Below are 14,837 nucleotides of genomic sequence, written 5' to 3'. Positions count from 1 at the left end.
GTGGTGCCGCCGTGGTCGTCCGCGTGGTGGGGTTCTCTCTCCTCCTCGCGCATCTGCTGCTCGTGGCCTGGGTCAGCCTGCGGCCACGGGACGTGGCCTGGGTGACCGCGCCGAACACGATCCCGCTGCACGGTCTGCGGGCCGACCTGGCCCTCGGCGCCGGCGCGGCGGCCCGGCTGATCGGCGAGGGGCTGCTGCTCCTGGCGCCGCTCGGGGTGCTGCTGCCGATGGCCGACGGACGGCTCGACGTCTCCCGGTGGGCCTCCCTGGCCCGGACGACCGCCGCCGGCGCGCTGCTGTCGCTGGCCGTGGAGCTGCTGCAGACCGCCGTGCCGGGACAGGTCGTCGACGTGGACTCGGTCCTGCTGAACACGGCGGGTGTGGCGCTCGCCCATCTCCTCCTCGTGCCGGCCGGCCGCGGCTGGCTGCGCCGCAGGTCGGAGCCGGGACGAGGGGCCTCGTCCGCGGGCAGCGGGTCCGGCGGGGGCTCCGCCCTCCCCCGGAACGAGACGGCTCAGGGTTCGACCCCGACGATTCCCAGGGTCCCGATCGCCCGGTAGACCGACGCCCCGGAGACCCGTCCGGCGGCACCATGGAGTCATCGGGAGCCCGACGGAGCGGCTCCCGGACCGACTCCGAAGGAGCCCACCATGGCCGCAGTCATCCGCCCCCGTGACGGACGCGTGATCGGCGGAGTGTGCGCGGCGCTGGCACGGCGCTTCGGCACCTCCGCGTGGACGATGCGACTGATCTTCCTGGTGTCGTGCCTGCTGCCCGGACCCCAGTTCCTGCTGTACCTGGCGCTCTGGATCTTCCTGCCGTCCGAGAAGCGGGCGACCGCGGCCTGGTAGCCGCGCGCACCGCGCACGCCGAAGGGGCGCGTACCCGGGAGGTCCGGGTGCGCGCCCCTTCGGCGGTGCGGCGGGTGTCAGCCGATCGGGAGGCCACCGAGCGGCAGGCCGCCCAGGAGGCCGCCGAGCGGGGTGGCGCCGAGGCCGCCGGCGGCGGCGTCGAGCGGGAGGCTCTGGGTGGCCTGGCCGGCGGCGGCCGGGAGCGTCTTCACGCCCTGGTCGACGCCCTGGCCGAGGGCGCCCTGCCCGGCGCCGAGGGACTCGGCGGCGCCGTCGGGGAGCTCGGTGAGGCCGTCACCCAGCGGGACGGCCTTGGTCACCGTGCCCAGCGCGTCGGCGTCGAGCGGCAGGGACGGCGCGGCGGAGGCCGTGCCGGCGGCGGCGGCGGCGAAAGCGGCACCGAGAGCGGCGACACCGAGCTTCTTGGCGGCAGACTGCTTCATCTGAAAATCTTCCTTGGGGAATCCGGGGGCTTCCGGGAAAGCCGGGAGGGGAAATCCTGGGAATGCAGAGCGGCTCTGCAACCTAACCAGCGATCGACTCCTCCGCAAACACCGGAAAGCGGCCGGGTGTCGCGCCGACCCGGCCGCCTCCCTACTTCGGACGGGGCGCCGCTCAGCCCGCCGTACGGGAAGAGTCGCTGGTCGCGGCCGTCTGCTGGAACAGCCATTCGGACCGCAGCTCGGCATATCCGGGCTTGATGACCTCATTGATCATCGCCAGGCGTTCATCGAAAGGAATGAACGCTGATTTCATCGCATTGACCGTGAACCACTGCATGTCGTCGAGCGTGTAATCGAATGCCTCGTTCAGCAGCTCGAATTCCCGGCTCATGGTCGTACCGCTCATGAGCCGGTTGTCGGTGTTGACCGTGGCCCGGAAGTGAAGGGTGCGGAGCAGGCCGATCGGATGCTCGGCGAACGAGGCGGCCGCGCCGGTCTGGAGGTTGGAGGAGGGGCACATCTCCAGGGGGACGCGCTTGTCGCGGACGTAGGCGGCGAGGCGGCCGAGCCGGACCGTGCCGTCGTCGGCGACCTCGATGTCGTCGATGATCCGGACGCCGTGCCCGAGCCGGTCGGCGCCGCACCACTGGAGCGCCTGCCAGATCGACGGCAGGCCGAACGCCTCGCCCGCGTGGATGGTGAAGTGGTTGTTCTCCCGCTTGAGGTACTCGAAGGCGTCGAGGTGGCGGGTGGGCGGGTAGCCGGCCTCGGCGCCCGCGATGTCGAAGCCGACCACGCCGGAGTCCCGGTAGCGGTTGGCGAGTTCGGCGATCTCCAGCGCCCGGGCCGCGTGCCGCATGGCGGTCAGCAGGGCACCGATCCGGATGCGGTACCCGTCGGCCCTGGCCTGCCGCTCGCCCTCCCGGAAGCCCTCGTTGACGGCCTCGACGACCTCTTCGAGGGTGAGTCCGCCCTCCAGGTGCTGCTCGGGCGCGTAGCGCACCTCCGCGTAGACCACGCCGTCCTCGGCGAGGTCGACCGCGCACTCGGTGGCGACGCGGACCAGGGCCTCGCGGGTCTGCATGACGGCGCAGGTGTGCGCGAAGGTCTCCAGGTAGCGTTCCAGCGAGCCGGAGTCGGCCGCTTCGCGGAACCAGACGCCGAGCTTGTCGGGCTCCGTCTCGGGGAGCTGGTCGTAACCCTGCTCCCGGGCCAGTTCGATGATCGTGCCGGGGCGCAGTCCGCCGTCGAGGTGGTCGTGGAGCAGCACCTTCGGGGCACGGCGGACCTGGTCCGCGGTGGGGACGCTGGGAGTCTGGCTCGTCATTTCCGCACTGTAGCCCCTACGCGCGTAGAGCGCGCCCCGTCGCGCCGCGCGGGCGCCGGATTTCCCCGCCGCGGACGGGAAGGCCGCGCGCCGGCCCGGCACGGCGGCCCGAACGGGCCGCGGGGGCGCGGGCGTTCGCTCTCCGGACGATACGTAACAGAGATCGCGCGTACCACTGGTGTACACCTCCGCTTCTGAGACTGTTCTGTCATGGCGCACTACGCACTCGTGGGGCCGTCCGAGGCCCGGAGACCCCGGCTCGGACGTCCTGTTGGCGGTTCCCGCACGTCGGCGGCGGTGGGCGGCGTGGTGCTGCTCCTGCCGGACGGCGATCCGGTGTCGGGGCGGCGGGCCTCGGCCCGGGCCCACGCGGCGATGCTGCCGCTCGGCCGCGGCCTCGTCCGGGCGGGCCGGTCCGACGGACTCGTCGCGCACGTGGTGCGCTACCGGGGGCGCGGCTGGAACGGCACCGACGCCCAGCTCGCGGCGGACGCCTCCTGGGCCGTCGCCGAGGCCGTCCGGCGGTACGGCGACGTCCCGGTCTGTCTCGTCGGGCACGGTCTCGGCGGCCGGGCGGCGCTGCGGGCGGCCGGACACGAGGGGGTGGGCGCGGTCCTGGCCCTGGCCCCCTGGCTGCCGGAGGACGACGTGGCGGCCGAGCCGGAGCCGGTGCGGCAGCTGGTGGGGCGCCGGGTGCTGCTCGTGCACGGCACGAACGACGCGCGGACGGACCCCGAGCTGTCGTTCCGCTTCGCCGAGCGGGCGAAGAAGGCCAACCGTGACACCTGCCGCTTCGAGGTGCACGCGGACGGCCACGCCCTGCGCCAGTACGCCGACGAGGTCCGGGCGCTCGCCGCCGACTTCGTCCTCGGCGCGCTCTTCGCCCGGCCCGTCGCCCGCCCGGTGACGGACGCGATGGCGGCGCCGCCGCCGCTGGGCCTGCGGATGCCGCTGGCGGCGGGCTTCGGCGGCTCACGCCGGAGGTGACGGCTCCTTCGGGAGCAGATGGCCGCGCCGGCCGAGCAGGAACTTCTTGAAGGCGGCCACCGGCGCGGTGTCGGGGTGGCCGTCGAGCCAGGCGACGCCGATCTCGCGGACCGCCCGGGGCGCGGTGACGGTGAGTTCGACGACGCCCGGCCGGGGGACGGCGGGTGGCGGCAGCAGGGCGACGCCGAGGCCGGCCGCGACCAGGCCGCGCAGGGTCTCGGCCTCCTCGCCCTCGAAGGCGATCCGGGGCCGGAAGCCCGCCTCCGCGCACAGGTCGTCGGTGATGCGGCGGAGCCCGTACCCCGGTTCCAGGGTCACGAAGGTCTCGTCGGCGGCCTCGGCGAGGCGGACGCGGCGGCGGCCGGCGAGCCGGTGGTCGTCCGGGACGACGAGCCGCAGCCGCTGTTCGTCGAGGCGGCGGGCCACCAGGTCGGGGGCGTCGGGCACCGGGGAGGTCAGGCAGAGGTCGAGGTCCCCGGCCCGGAGCCGTTCGATCATCGCCTCGCCGTAGTTCTGGACGAGGGTGAAGCGGATTCCCGGGTGGTCGACGCGGAAGGCGCGCAGCAGTCCGGGGACGGTCTCGGAGCCCATGGTGTGGAGGAAGCCGAAGGCGACCCGACCGGCGGCGGGGTCCGCGTCGGCCCGTACGGTGTCGGCGGCCCGTTCCACCTCGGCGAGCGCCCGCTCGGCGGCGGTGAGGAAGCGGCGGCCGGCCGGGGTGAGGGAGACCGTGCGGCCGCGGCGGGCGAAGAGGGCGACGCCGAGGTCCTGTTCGAGCCGGACCATGGCGCGCGAGAGCGTCGACTGCGGCACGCCCATCTCGGCCGCGGCGCGGGTCACGTGCTCGTGGCGGGCGACGGCGGCGAAGAGGGCGAGCCGCGGCGCGAGCAGGTGTCCCATGTCATCTTCGTTACTGTTCGGTGACAGGCGAGGCTGTGACCTGTACTCATGCACCATGGGAACGATTACAGCAGTTCCGTGCATTGGACGCATGAAGCGGGGCGTCCTACGTTCGTGACATGCCTCCCGCCAGTACCAAGGCGGCCGCCACCAGCGCGTCCGCCGACACCCGCCTCGCCCCCGGCGCCCCCGGCTACCGCCGCCTGAGCCTCGCTCTGTTCGCCGCGGGACTGGCCGCCTTCGCCCTCCTCTACTCCACGCAGGCCCTCCTCCCGGCCGTCTCGGCCGAGTTCGGCGCCACCGCCTCCGCCGCCTCCTGGACGGTCTCCGCCGCGACCGGCGCCCTGGCCCTCTGCGTGCTCCCGCTGAGCGCCCTCTCGGAGCGCTTCGGCCGGCGGACGACGATGACCGCCTCCCTGACGGTCGCGGTCGTCCTCGCCCTCCTGGTGCCGCTCGCCCCGAACCTGGAGTCCCTGGTCGTGCTCCGCGCCCTCCAGGGCGCCGCGCTCGCCGGGCTGCCCGCCTCCGCGATGGCGTACCTCGCCGAGGAGGTCCGGCCCAAGGCGCTCGTCGCCGCGATCGGCCTCTTCGTCGCGGGCAACTCCATCGGCGGCATGAGCGGCCGGCTGGTGACCGGCTGGGTCGCCCAGATGTGGGGCTGGCGCGCGGGTCTGGCCGCCGTCGGGCTGACCTCGCTGCTCTGCGCGATCGCCTTCCGGGCGCTGCTCCCGAAGGCGCGGCACTTCACGCCGGGCACGCTGAACCCGACGGCGCTCGCGCGCACCGTCCGCGGGCACCTGGCCGATCCGCTGCTGGTGCGGCTGTACGTGATCGGCGCGCTGTTCATGACGGTCTTCGGCGCGGTGTACACCGTGATCGGCTACCGGCTCGTCGAGGCGCCGTTCTCCCTCCCGCAGGGCGTGATCGGCTCGATCTTCCTGATCTACCTGGTCGGCACGGTCGCCTCGGCGGCCGCCGGACGGCTGGTCGGACGGCTCGGCCGGCGCGGCGCGCTCTACCTGGCGGTCTCCACCACCGCCACGGGGCTGCTGCTCTCCCTCGCCGACTCCCTCGCCGCGGTCCTCGCGGGCCTGGTCCTCATCACCGCGGGCTTCTTCGCGGGCCACGCGGTGGCCTCCTCCTCGGTGAGCCGCACGGCGACGACCGGCCGCGCGCAGGCGTCCGCGCTCTACCAGTCCGCGTACTACCTGGGCAGCAGCGCGGGCGGCACGCTCGGCGCGATCGCCTTCCACGCGGGCGGCTGGGCGGGCACGGTCCTCATCGGCCTGGTCGCCGTCCTCGGCGTCGTCTCGGTGACGCTCTACGGCAGCCTCAGCGCCCGGACGCAGGCGCGCCGGCTGCGGCTCGCCGCCTCCTGACCCCTCCCCCCGCGGTCCTGCAACTGGAAGACTCCCCCGCGCGTCCTACGGGACAGGACTCAAGGGGGAGTTGACGATCATGAACCGGATCATGGATCGGATAGGCAAGAGAGCGGGCATCGCGGTCGGCGTCACGTCACTCGTGGTGCCGATGACGATCGCGCTCGGCGCGGCACCGGCGCAGGCGGCGTCCTGCAACGTGACGACGGGGCCGTACCAGAAGCAGGTGGAGAAGTTCCTCGGGCGCACGGCCGACGGCCGCCAGTCGCTCGGCGACTGTCAGGCCATCCAGTCCTTCCAGCGCAAGCACGGCATCACCCCGACCATGGGGTACGCCGGGACGATCACCTGGCGCACGATGAACACGATGCTCCAGCAGAAGGCTGCGGGCACCAACCCCAACCGCTCGGGCGCCTGCCCGACCAACCGGGGCCGCATCGCCTGCGTCGACCTGACGCGCCAGCTCAGCTGGATCCAGGACGGCGCCCGCCTCAAGTACGGCCCGGTGCCGGTGCGTACGGGCAAGGACGGCACGGAGACCCGTCCCGGCTCCAAGAAGATCTACTGGCGCAACATCAACCACTGGTCGACGCTGTACCACGTCTCCATGCCGTACTCGCAGTTCTTCGACGGCGGCCAGGCCTTCCACTCGACGACCAAGTCGATGTGGAACCCGCCGGGTTCGGGCGGCTGCGTGAACATGCGGTCGGCCGACGCCAAGGCGTACTGGAACCTGCTCAGGAACGGCGACGACGTCTACATCTACGGGCGCAAGCCGGGAACCTGACCCCGGTTGTCGGTCCACTGCGATAGCTTCCCCTCACCGGTGCCGAACGGGCGCCGGTGAGGGGTGAGTGGGGTGTGGACCCGATGAGTGACGCCGCGACCGCGACGACCGAGGAACTCGACAAGTACCGCAGGGAGCTGACCGGTTACTGCTACCGGATGCTCGGATCCTCCTTCGAGGCGGAGGACGCGGTGCAGGACACCATGGTCCGCGCCTGGAAGGCCATCGACTCCTTCGAGGGCCGCTCCTCGCTGCGGTCGTGGCTCTACCGGATCGCGACCAACGTCTGCCTGGACGCGCTCAACGCCGGCAACAGGCGGGCGCGGCCGATGGACCTCACCTCGCCCACGCCGGTGGCGCAGGCGCAGCTCGTCAAGCAGCCGGAGATCACCTGGCTGGAGCCCGTGCCCGACGGGCGGGTGCTGCCCTCCGTCGCCGACCCTGCGGAGACCGCGGTGCACCGCGAGACCGTCCGGCTCGCGTTCGTCGCCGCGCTCCAGCACCTGCCGCCCAAGCAGCGCGCCGTGCTCATCCTCCGCGAGGTGCTCGCCTGGAAGGCCGGCGAGGTCGCCGAGCTCCTCGACACCTCCGTCGCCTCGGTCAACAGCGCCCTCCAGCGGGCCCGCGCGACCCTCGCCGAGCAGGCGCCGGCCGCCTCCGACGCGGCGAACCCGCTCGACGAGGAGCAGAAGGCGCTCCTGGAGCGGTACGTCGCCGCCTTCGAGGGCTACGACATGAAGGCGCTCACCGCGCTCCTCCACGAGGACGCGACCATGTCCATGCCGCCGTACGACCTGTGGCTCCGCGGCCACGACGACATCGTCGGCTGGATGCTGGGCGTCGGCGAGGTCTGCGCCGGCTCGAAGCTGGTGCCGACCGTGGCCAACGGCTCCCCGGCCTTCGCCCAGTACCACCCGGACCCGGCCGGCGGGTACGGCCCCTGGGCGCTCATCGTCCTGGAGCTGCGTGACGGCAAGGTCGCCGGGATGGACTTCTTCCTGGACACCGAGCGCTGGTTCCCGCTGTTCGACCTGCCGGCCCGGCTGGAGGGCTGAGGTCCCGGCCGGAGGACGGGACCTATCCGTTCAGGGTCCCGTCGAGGCCGGTCAGCAGGAGCAGGGCCCGCAGGTCGGGCCCCGCCCCGTGGAAGCGGATCCGGTGCCCCCGCCGCCCGGCGGCGAGCTTCAGCCGGGCGAGGGCGTCGACGGCGGCGAGGTCGGCCGGTGCGAGCGCGCCGACCTCGCAGACCACCTCCCCGGGCGGGGCGGCCCCGAGCTCGGCGCACAGGCGCGCCACCTCGTCCCCGGTCGGCCGGGCGGGCAGGGTCACGACGAGCGGTCGGCTGGTGTCCACACGGCTTGAGACCGACCCTCGGACCGGAACTCATCGGTGATCACCCCGACCGTAGGGTCGGGGCCATGACCCATCACCCCACCGAACTGGTGATCTTCGACTGCGACGGCGTCCTGGTGGACAGCGAGCGGATCTACTGCCGCGTGGACCGGGAGGTGTTCGCCTCGCTGGGAGCCGAGTTCACCGAGACGGAGATGGCCGACCTCTTCGTCGGCTCGCCGCACGACCTGCTCACCTCCCTCGTGGAGGAGCGGCGCGGCCGCCCGCTGGAGCCGGACTGGCAGGCGCCCTTCAGGCAGCGCTACGAGGACGCCCTGGACGCGGAGCTGACGGCCGTGGAGGGCGTCGCCGACGTGCTGGACGGGCTGGCCGTCCCGTACTGCCTCGCCTCCAACGGCAGCCACGCCTCGATCCGCCGGAACCTGGGTCGCGCGGGTCTGCTGGACCGCTTCGAGGGCCGGATGTTCAGCGCCCGCGACGTCGCCCGCGGCAAGCCCGCGCCCGACCTCTTCCTGCACGCGGCGGCCGCGATGGGCGTCCCGCCGCGGCACTGCGCGGTGGTCGAGGACAGCCCGTACGGCGTCCGGGCCGCCCGCGCCGCCGGCATGCGGGCCTTCGGTTACACCGGCGGTCTGACCCGAGCGGACCGGCTGGCCGGTCCGGGGACGGTGGTCTTCGCGGACATGCGGGAGCTGACGGGGCTGCTGGGCGCCGCACTCGGCTGACGGGGACCACGCGGCCGGCGGTCCCGGCACGCGGAACGGGACCGGTGGGGGTCCACCGGTCCCGTTCCGTCGCGCGCGCCGCGGCCGGGCTCCCCGGATCAGGCGATGCGGTCCAGGACGATCGGGTTCGCCGTGAACGCGGTGCCGGGGGCCGCGATGTCCCAGGCGCCCTCCAGGGAGCCGAGGGCGTAGTCGAACTTCTCCGGGGTGTCCGTGTGGAGGGTCAGCAGCGGCTGGCCGGCCGTGACGGTGTCACCGGGCTTGGCGTGCAGCTCGACGCCGGCGCCCGCCTGCACCGGGTCCTCCTTGCGGGCGCGGCCCGCGCCGAGGCGCCAGGCCGCGATGCCGATGTCGTAGGCGTCGAGGCGGGTGAGGACGCCGGTGGAGGGGGCGGTGACGACGTGCTGCTCGCGGGCGACCGGGAGGGTGGCGTCCGGGTCGCCGCCCTGGGCCGCGATCATCCGGCGCCAGACGTCCATCGCGGAGCCGTCCGCGAGGGCCTTCGCCGGGTCGGCGTCCTTGAGGCCGGCCGCGTCGAGCATCTCGCGGGCGAGCGCGATGGTCAGCTCGACGACGTCGGCGGGGCCGCCGCCGGCGAGGACCTCGACGGACTCGCGGACCTCCAGGGCGTTGCCGGCGGTCAGGCCGAGCGGGGTCGCCATGTCGGTGAGGAGGGCGACCGTCTTCACGCCGCTGTCGGTGCCGAGCGCGACCATGGTGGAGGCGAGCTCGCGGGCGTCCTCGATGTTCTTCATGAAGGCGCCGGTGCCGACCTTGACGTCCAGGACCAGCGAGCCGGTGCCCTCGGCGATCTTCTTGGACATGATCGACGAGGCGATCAGCGGGATGGCTTCGACGGTGCCGGTGACGTCGCGGAGCGCGTACAGCTTCTTGTCCGCGGGGGCCAGGCCGTCGCCGGCCGCGCAGATGACCGCGCCGGTGGTGTCGAGGACGTGCAGCATCTCCTCGTTGGAGAGGAGGGCGCGCCAGCCGGGGATGGACTCCAGCTTGTCGAGCGTGCCGCCGGTGTGGCCGAGGCCGCGGCCGGAGAGCTGCGGCACGGCCGCGCCGCAGGCCGCGACGAGCGGGGCGAGCGGCAGGGTGATCTTGTCGCCGACGCCGCCGGTGGAGTGCTTGTCGGCGGTCGGGCGGGAGAGGGCGTCGAAGTTCATGCGCTCGCCGCTGGCGATCATCGCGGCGGTCCAGCGGGCGATCTCCGTGCGGTTCATGCCGTTGAGCAGGATGGCCATGGCCAGGGCCGACATCTGCTCGTCGGCGACGACTCCGCGGGTGTAGGCGTCGATCACCCAGTCGATCTGCTCCGGGCTCAGCTCGCCCTTGTCCCGCTTCGTGCGGATGACGGAGATGACGTCCATGGTGGTGCCTCTTTCTACGCGCATAGAGGGGGAAAGGAGGAGCGGCCCTTCCCATCGTGCCGGAAGGGCCGCTCCGAAGTGCTACTTGGCGAGGTGGTCCGGTCCGAATGCCTGCGGGAGCATCTCCGCCAGCGTCAGGAACCCGGCGGGCGTCTCCAGGACGAGCTCGGGTCCCCCGAACTCGTAGAGCAGCTGCCGGCACCGGCCGCACGGCACCAGGGACTCGCCCCGGCCGTCCACGCAGACGAAGTGGGTCAGCCGGCCGCCGCCGGTGGCCTGCAGCTGGGAGACGAGCCCGCACTCGGCGCACAGGCCGAGCCCGAACGAGGCGTTCTCCACGTTGCAGCCGGAGACCGTCCGCCCGTCGTCCACGCGGGCCGCCGCTCCGACCGGGAAGCCGGAGTACGGGGCGTACGCCTGCGACATCGCCGCGCGGGCGGCCTCCCGCAGGAGGTCCCAGTCCGCCTCGGCCGGGGCCGCGGTCACTTGCCCTGGCCCTTCCGGTAGGGCAGACCGTCGGCCTTGGGCATCCTCAGGCGCTGCGCCGAGAGGGCGAGCACCAGCAGGGTGGTGACGTACGGGGCCGCGTCGACGAACTGGCTCGGGACCTCGTCGGTGAGGATGTACCAGAGGAAGAAGCCGACGGCGAAGATCGCGCCGATCGCCGCCACGACCCACTTCTTGCGGTACATCTGCCACAGCGCGGCGATCACCAGGAGCAGCGCGACGAGCAGCAGCAGGGCGTGGACGTTCTCGGCGCCGCCGCGCAGCTTGAGGCTGTCGGTGAAGCCGAAGAGGCCGGCGCCGAGCGCCATGCCGCCGGGCATCCAGTTGCCGAAGATCATCGCGGCGAGACCGATGTAGCCGCGGCCGCCGGTCTGGCCCTCCTGGTAGATGCCGGTGGCGACGATCGCGAGGAAGGCGCCGCCGAGGCCCGCGAGGGCACCGGAGGTGGTGACCGCGATGTACTTGTACTTGTAGACGTTCACGCCGAGGGACTCGGCAGCGACCGGGTTCTCGCCGCAGGAGCGCAGGCGCAGGCCGAACGCCGTCCGCCACAGCACCCACCAGGTGCCCGGGACCAGCAGGATGGCGACGACGGTCAGCAGCGACAGGTTGGTGACCAGGCCGCCGAGGATGCCGGCGATGTCCGAGATCAGGAACCAGTGCTTGCCCTGGAGGTCGCCCAGCCAGTCCGACAGCCCTGGGATCGTGATGTCGGTGATCGGGTCGATGCGCGGGGACTGCTTGGAGGAGCCGCCCTCGGCCTCGGCGAACGTGAAGTTCGACAGGTACTGGGTGAAGCCCACCGCCAGGATGTTGATCGCCACACCGGAGACGATGTGGTTCACGTTGAACGTGACGGTGATGATCGCGTGCAGCAGACCGCCGAGCGCGCCGCCCAGCAGACCGAAGAGGACGCCCACCCAGGGGCCCCACTGGTAGCCGGCCCAGGCGCCGAACCAGGTGCCGAGCACCATCATGCCTTCGAGGCCGATGTTGACGACGCCCGCGCGCTCCGCCCACAGACCGCCGAGACCGGCGAGGCCGATCGGGACGGCCAGCTGCAGCGCGCCGGAGACCTGGCCCACGGAGGTCAGGTCGTTGGCCCCGGAGACGACCCGGACCAGCGAGAAGAGGACCAGACCGGCCGCGACGATCAGCAGGATCCACGGCCAGGTGAGCTTGCGGCGTCCGCCGCCCTTGGGCGCGGCGCTCGGCTTGGAGACGGTGGTGGTGCTCATGCCGCGACCTCCTTGTCGGTCTTGATGGCACCGCCGGCGGCGAGTTCCTCGCCGACCTTCTGCTGCTGGCGGCGGATGCCGTATCGGCGGACGAGCTCGTACGAGACCACGACGGCGATCACGATGATGCCCTGCATGATCTGGGTGATCTCCTTCGGGTAACCCTCGGTGTCGAGCGTCGAGGACGCCTTGTCGAGGAACGCGAAGAGGAGCGCGGCGAAGAGGATGCCGACCGGGTGGTTGCGGCCGAGCAGCGCGATGGTGATGGCGGTGAAGCCGACACCGGTCGGGAAGTCGAGGCTGTACGTGTGGGACTCGCCCAGCAGCGTCGGCATGCCGGAGAGGCCGGCGAGCGCGCCCGAGAGCAGCATCGAGGTGAGGATCATCTTCTTGGCGTCGACGCCGCTGGCCTGCGCGGCGGACTCGCTGGCGCCGGTGGCGCGCAGGTCGAAGCCGAAGCGGGTGCGGTTGAGGACGAACCAGTAGACGACGCCGAGGGCGAGCGCGACGAAGGTGAAGCCGTAGATGACCCCGTTGCCCTCGCCCATGTCGATGCCGGGGAACCAGCCCGACTCGGGGATCTTGCCGGTGGTGAGGTTGTTCGAGCCCTGCGGCTGGACGCCGAAGTTCTTGGGCAGGATCAGCCAGGCCACCAGGGAGGTCGCGATCGCGTTCAGCATGATCGTCGAGACGACCTCGGAGACGCCGCGGCTGGTCTTCAGGATGCCGGCGATGCCAGCCCAGAAAGCACCGGTCAGCATCGCGACGATCACGATGACCAGGATGTGCAGCGGGCCGGGCAGCTCGATGGAGGCGCCGACGAGGGCGGAGACCATCGCGGCGAGCCGGTACTGGCCGTCGACGCCGATGTTGAAGAGGTTCATCCGGAAACCGATGGCCACGGCCAGGGCTGCCAGGTAGTAGATGCCGGTCTGGTTGACGATCAGGACCTGGATGTCCGAGTAACCGGCGTTCTCGATCATCAGCCGGATCGGCTCGATGGGGTCGAGGCCCGTCGCGAGCAGCACCAGGACGGTGAGCACGAACGAGGTGACCAGCGCGAGCACCGGGCCGGCGGCACCGATGATCAGCTTGTCCTTGTCGAATTTCATCATCGGGCGTCACCGTCTTCGGACTGCGCTTCGGTGCCCTCCAGGCGGCCGGTGGCCGCGCCGGTCATGGCGGAGCCCAGCTCCTCGGGCGTGATGGTGGCGGGGTCGGCGTCGGCGACGAGCCTGCCGCGGTACATGACCCGGAGGGTGTCGGACAGACCGATCAGCTCGTCGAGGTCGGCGGAGATCAGCAGCACCGCGAGACCCTCGCGGCGGGCGTCTCGGATCGCGTCCCAGATCTGCGCCTGGGCGCCGACGTCCACACCGCGGGTGGGGTGGGCGGCGATCAGGAACTTGGGGCTGTGGCTCATCTCGCGGCCGACGATCAGCTTCTGCTGGTTGCCGCCGGAGAGGGAGGACGCGGTGACGTCGATGCCGGGGGTGCGCACGTCGTACTCGCGCACGATCCGCTCGGTGTCCTGGCGTGCCGCCTTCGGGTCGAGGACGCCGCGCTTGGAGTTGGGCGCCTCGGTGACGTGGCCGAGGATGCGGTTCTCCCAGAGGGGGGCCTCCAGGAGCAGGCCGTGCCGGTGGCGGTCCTCGGGGATGTAGCCGATGCCGCCCTCGCGGCGCTTGCGCACCGAGACCTTGGAGATGTCCTGGCCGTCGAGGGTGATGACGCCCGCGTCGGGGCTGTTCATGCCCATGAGGGCCTCGATGAGCTCGGTCTGGCCGTTGCCCTCGACGCCGGCGATGCCCAGGATCTCGCCCTTGTGGATGGTCAGGGAGACCGCGTCGAGGAGCTTGCGGCCCTCGCCGACCTCCTGGAGCCCGACCGCACCGGACGGGTCCGGCGGGGCGGCGCTGGTGAGCGGGGCCGCGGACGCGGCGCCGGCCTCGGTGAGCGTCAGCCCGTCGACCTTGAGCATCGGCACGTCGGTGACGGTCGACTCGCGGGTCTCCGGCGACGGCAGCTCGGTGCCGACCATCAGCTCGGCGAGCTGCTTGGTGGTGGCGGTCTTCGGGTCGGCGGTGCCGACCGTGGTGCCCCGTCGGATGACGGTGATGTCGTCGGCGACCTTCAGGACCTCGCCCAGCTTGTGCGAGATGAAGATGACGGTCAGGCCCTCGGACTTGAGCTCGCGCAGGTTGTCGAAGAGCGCGTCGACCTCCTGCGGGACGAGCACGGCGGTCGGCTCGTCGAGGATGAGGATCCTGGCACCGCGGTAGAGGACCTTGAGGATCTCCACGCGCTGGCGGTCGGCCACGCCGAGGTCCTCGACGAGGACGTCGGGGCGGACCCCGAGGCCGTACGCGTCGGAGATCTCCTGGATCTTCTTGCGCGCCTTGGCGCCGATGCCGTGGAGCTTCTCGCCGCCGAGGACGACGTTCTCCAGGACGGTGAGGTTGTCGGCGAGCATGAAGTGCTGGTGCACCATGCCGATGCCGCGCGCGATGGCGTCGCCGGGGCTGGCGAACGTCACCTGCTCGCCGTCGACGGCGATGGTGCCCTCGTCCGGCTTCTGCATGCCGTAGAGGATCTTCATGAGGGTCGACTTGCCGGCACCGTTCTCGCCGATGAGGGCGTGCACGGTGCCCTTGCGGACCGTGATGGCGATGTCCTTGTTGGCGACGACGCCGGGGAACCGCTTGGTGATGCCGTGAAGTTCTACGGCAGGGGGGCTGGACGCGTTGATGACGCACTCTCCTTGGCCGGAAGGAGTGGGAGCGGGAGGGCAGGGCGGGGCGAAGTTATCGTGCCAGGGAGACATCTACACGCGTAGCGCTGCCGAAAAATGAAAACCCGTACGGGAATGGGGCCGGGGGGGGGGGGGGGGGGGGGGGGGGGGGGGGGGGGGGGGGGGGGGGGGGGGGGGGGGGGGGGGGGGGGGGGGGGGGGGGGGGGGGGGGG

General features: G+C 72.4%; 16 protein-coding genes. 7 read left to right on the top strand and 9 right to left on the bottom strand.

Annotated elements, in window-relative coordinates:
- Positions 1-23: 23 nt before the first annotated feature.
- On the top strand, positions 24-560 hold the full coding sequence (locus ACZ60W_RS06855) for a VanZ family protein (RefSeq protein ID WP_469754310.1): 537 nt from the start codon (positions 24-26) through the stop codon (positions 558-560).
- Between the two features lie 90 nt (positions 561-650).
- Positions 651-851: a PspC domain-containing protein gene (locus ACZ60W_RS06850; RefSeq protein WP_469754309.1), complete on the top strand. Its 201-nt coding sequence runs from the start codon at positions 651-653 to the stop codon at positions 849-851.
- A 77-nt stretch (positions 852-928) separates the two neighbouring features.
- On the opposite strand, the gene ACZ60W_RS06845 is transcribed toward ACZ60W_RS06850, so the two are convergent.
- Both ACZ60W_RS06845 and ACZ60W_RS06840 read right to left on the bottom strand, forming a co-directional pair.
- Positions 929-1,294 (bottom strand): hypothetical protein, encoded by a 366-nt coding sequence (locus tag ACZ60W_RS06845; RefSeq protein WP_469754308.1) that lies wholly within the window; start codon positions 1,292-1,294, stop codon positions 929-931.
- A 172-nt stretch (positions 1,295-1,466) separates the two neighbouring features.
- Positions 1,467-2,621 carry an adenosine deaminase gene (locus ACZ60W_RS06840; protein ID WP_469754307.1) on the bottom strand — a complete coding sequence of 385 codons (1,155 nt, stop codon included), beginning with the start codon at positions 2,619-2,621 and terminating at the stop codon, positions 1,467-1,469.
- A gap of 210 nt (positions 2,622-2,831) precedes the next feature.
- On the opposite strand from ACZ60W_RS06840, the gene ACZ60W_RS06835 reads away from it, so the two are divergent.
- On the top strand, positions 2,832-3,608 hold the full coding sequence (locus ACZ60W_RS06835) for a dienelactone hydrolase family protein (protein ID WP_469754306.1): 777 nt from the start codon (positions 2,832-2,834) through the stop codon (positions 3,606-3,608).
- Here the strand turns inward: ACZ60W_RS06835 and ACZ60W_RS06830 are convergent.
- A complete protein-coding gene (locus ACZ60W_RS06830; protein WP_469754305.1) occupies positions 3,594-4,565 on the bottom strand; it encodes a LysR family transcriptional regulator in 972 nt (323 codons plus the stop codon). The two genes, ACZ60W_RS06835 and ACZ60W_RS06830, sit on opposite strands and share 15 nt — an antisense overlap.
- A 62-nt stretch (positions 4,566-4,627) precedes the next feature.
- Between ACZ60W_RS06830 and ACZ60W_RS06825 the strand changes: the two genes are divergently transcribed.
- The 3 genes from ACZ60W_RS06825 (at position 4,628) to ACZ60W_RS06815 (ending at position 7,729) form a co-directional block, all read left to right on the top strand.
- A complete protein-coding gene (locus ACZ60W_RS06825) occupies positions 4,628-5,887 on the top strand; it encodes an MFS transporter (protein WP_469754304.1) in 1,260 nt (419 codons plus the stop codon).
- Positions 5,888-5,966: 79 nt separating this feature from the next.
- Positions 5,967-6,674 (top strand): L,D-transpeptidase family protein, encoded by a 708-nt coding sequence (locus ACZ60W_RS06820; protein ID WP_469754303.1) that lies wholly within the window; start codon positions 5,967-5,969, stop codon positions 6,672-6,674.
- Between the two features lie 83 nt (positions 6,675-6,757).
- A complete protein-coding gene (locus tag ACZ60W_RS06815) occupies positions 6,758-7,729 on the top strand; it encodes a sigma-70 family RNA polymerase sigma factor (protein WP_469754302.1) in 972 nt (323 codons plus the stop codon).
- Positions 7,730-7,751: 22 nt separating this feature from the next.
- Here ACZ60W_RS06815 and ACZ60W_RS06810 read toward each other — a convergent pair whose 3' ends face one another.
- Positions 7,752-8,027, bottom strand: a complete 276-nt coding sequence (locus ACZ60W_RS06810) for an STAS domain-containing protein (RefSeq protein ID WP_469754301.1) — start codon at positions 8,025-8,027, stop codon at positions 7,752-7,754.
- 65 nt (positions 8,028-8,092) lie between these two features.
- On the opposite strand from ACZ60W_RS06810, the gene ACZ60W_RS06805 reads away from it, so the two are divergent.
- Positions 8,093-8,752, top strand: coding sequence for an HAD family hydrolase (locus ACZ60W_RS06805; RefSeq protein WP_469754300.1), 660 nt, complete (start codon positions 8,093-8,095; stop codon positions 8,750-8,752).
- A 98-nt stretch (positions 8,753-8,850) separates the two neighbouring features.
- On the opposite strand, the gene ACZ60W_RS06800 is transcribed toward ACZ60W_RS06805, so the two are convergent.
- The 5 genes from ACZ60W_RS06800 to ACZ60W_RS06780 all read right to left on the bottom strand — a co-directional run bounded on the left by ACZ60W_RS06800 (position 8,851) and on the right by ACZ60W_RS06780 (position 14,697).
- Complete coding sequence (locus ACZ60W_RS06800) at positions 8,851-10,128, bottom strand: thymidine phosphorylase (RefSeq protein ID WP_469754299.1); 1,278 nt, start codon at positions 10,126-10,128, stop codon at positions 8,851-8,853.
- Positions 10,129-10,209: 81 nt separating this feature from the next.
- Positions 10,210-10,614: a cytidine deaminase gene (locus ACZ60W_RS06795; RefSeq protein ID WP_469754298.1), complete on the bottom strand. Its 405-nt coding sequence runs from the start codon at positions 10,612-10,614 to the stop codon at positions 10,210-10,212.
- The gene (locus ACZ60W_RS06790; RefSeq protein WP_469754297.1) at positions 10,611-11,873 is read right to left on the bottom strand and encodes an ABC transporter permease; all 1,263 of its coding nucleotides are present in this window, start codon (positions 11,871-11,873) and stop codon (positions 10,611-10,613) included. The genes ACZ60W_RS06795 and ACZ60W_RS06790 overlap by 4 nt, the downstream gene beginning before the upstream one ends.
- A complete protein-coding gene (locus ACZ60W_RS06785) occupies positions 11,870-12,988 on the bottom strand; it encodes an ABC transporter permease (protein ID WP_469754296.1) in 1,119 nt (372 codons plus the stop codon). Before ACZ60W_RS06785 ends, ACZ60W_RS06790 begins: the two co-directional genes overlap by 4 nt.
- Positions 12,985-14,697 (bottom strand): ABC transporter ATP-binding protein, encoded by a 1,713-nt coding sequence (locus tag ACZ60W_RS06780; RefSeq protein ID WP_469754295.1) that lies wholly within the window; start codon positions 14,695-14,697, stop codon positions 12,985-12,987. The genes ACZ60W_RS06785 and ACZ60W_RS06780 overlap by 4 nt, the downstream gene beginning before the upstream one ends.
- Between the last annotated feature and the right edge of the window lie 140 nt (positions 14,698-14,837).

This window comes from Streptomyces sp. NPDC104202 (assembly GCF_055584185.1).
This window is presented reverse-complemented; position numbering and strand designations above follow the sequence as displayed.

Coding starts and splice junctions, on each gene's coding strand:
- ACZ60W_RS06850 (WP_469754309.1), top strand. CDS start 651: ATGGCCGCAGTCATCCGCCCCCGTGACGGACGCGTGATCGGCGGAGTG.
- ACZ60W_RS06845 (WP_469754308.1), bottom strand. CDS start 1,294: ATGAAGCAGTCTGCCGCCAAGAAGCTCGGTGTCGCCGCTCTCGGTGCC.
- ACZ60W_RS06840 (WP_469754307.1), bottom strand. CDS start 2,621: ATGACGAGCCAGACTCCCAGCGTCCCCACCGCGGACCAGGTCCGCCGT.
- ACZ60W_RS06835 (WP_469754306.1), top strand. CDS start 2,832: ATGGCGCACTACGCACTCGTGGGGCCGTCCGAGGCCCGGAGACCCCGG.
- ACZ60W_RS06830 (WP_469754305.1), bottom strand. CDS start 4,565: ATGGTGCATGAGTACAGGTCACAGCCTCGCCTGTCACCGAACAGTAAC.
- ACZ60W_RS06825 (WP_469754304.1), top strand. CDS start 4,628: ATGCCTCCCGCCAGTACCAAGGCGGCCGCCACCAGCGCGTCCGCCGAC.
- ACZ60W_RS06820 (WP_469754303.1), top strand. CDS start 5,967: ATGAACCGGATCATGGATCGGATAGGCAAGAGAGCGGGCATCGCGGTC.
- ACZ60W_RS06815 (WP_469754302.1), top strand. CDS start 6,758: ATGAGTGACGCCGCGACCGCGACGACCGAGGAACTCGACAAGTACCGC.
- ACZ60W_RS06805 (WP_469754300.1), top strand. CDS start 8,093: ATGACCCATCACCCCACCGAACTGGTGATCTTCGACTGCGACGGCGTC.
- ACZ60W_RS06800 (WP_469754299.1), bottom strand. CDS start 10,128: ATGGACGTCATCTCCGTCATCCGCACGAAGCGGGACAAGGGCGAGCTG.
- ACZ60W_RS06790 (WP_469754297.1), bottom strand. CDS start 11,873: ATGAGCACCACCACCGTCTCCAAGCCGAGCGCCGCGCCCAAGGGCGGC.
- ACZ60W_RS06785 (WP_469754296.1), bottom strand. CDS start 12,988: ATGATGAAATTCGACAAGGACAAGCTGATCATCGGTGCCGCCGGCCCG.
- ACZ60W_RS06780 (WP_469754295.1), bottom strand. CDS start 14,697: ATGTCTCCCTGGCACGATAACTTCGCCCCGCCCTGCCCTCCCGCTCCC.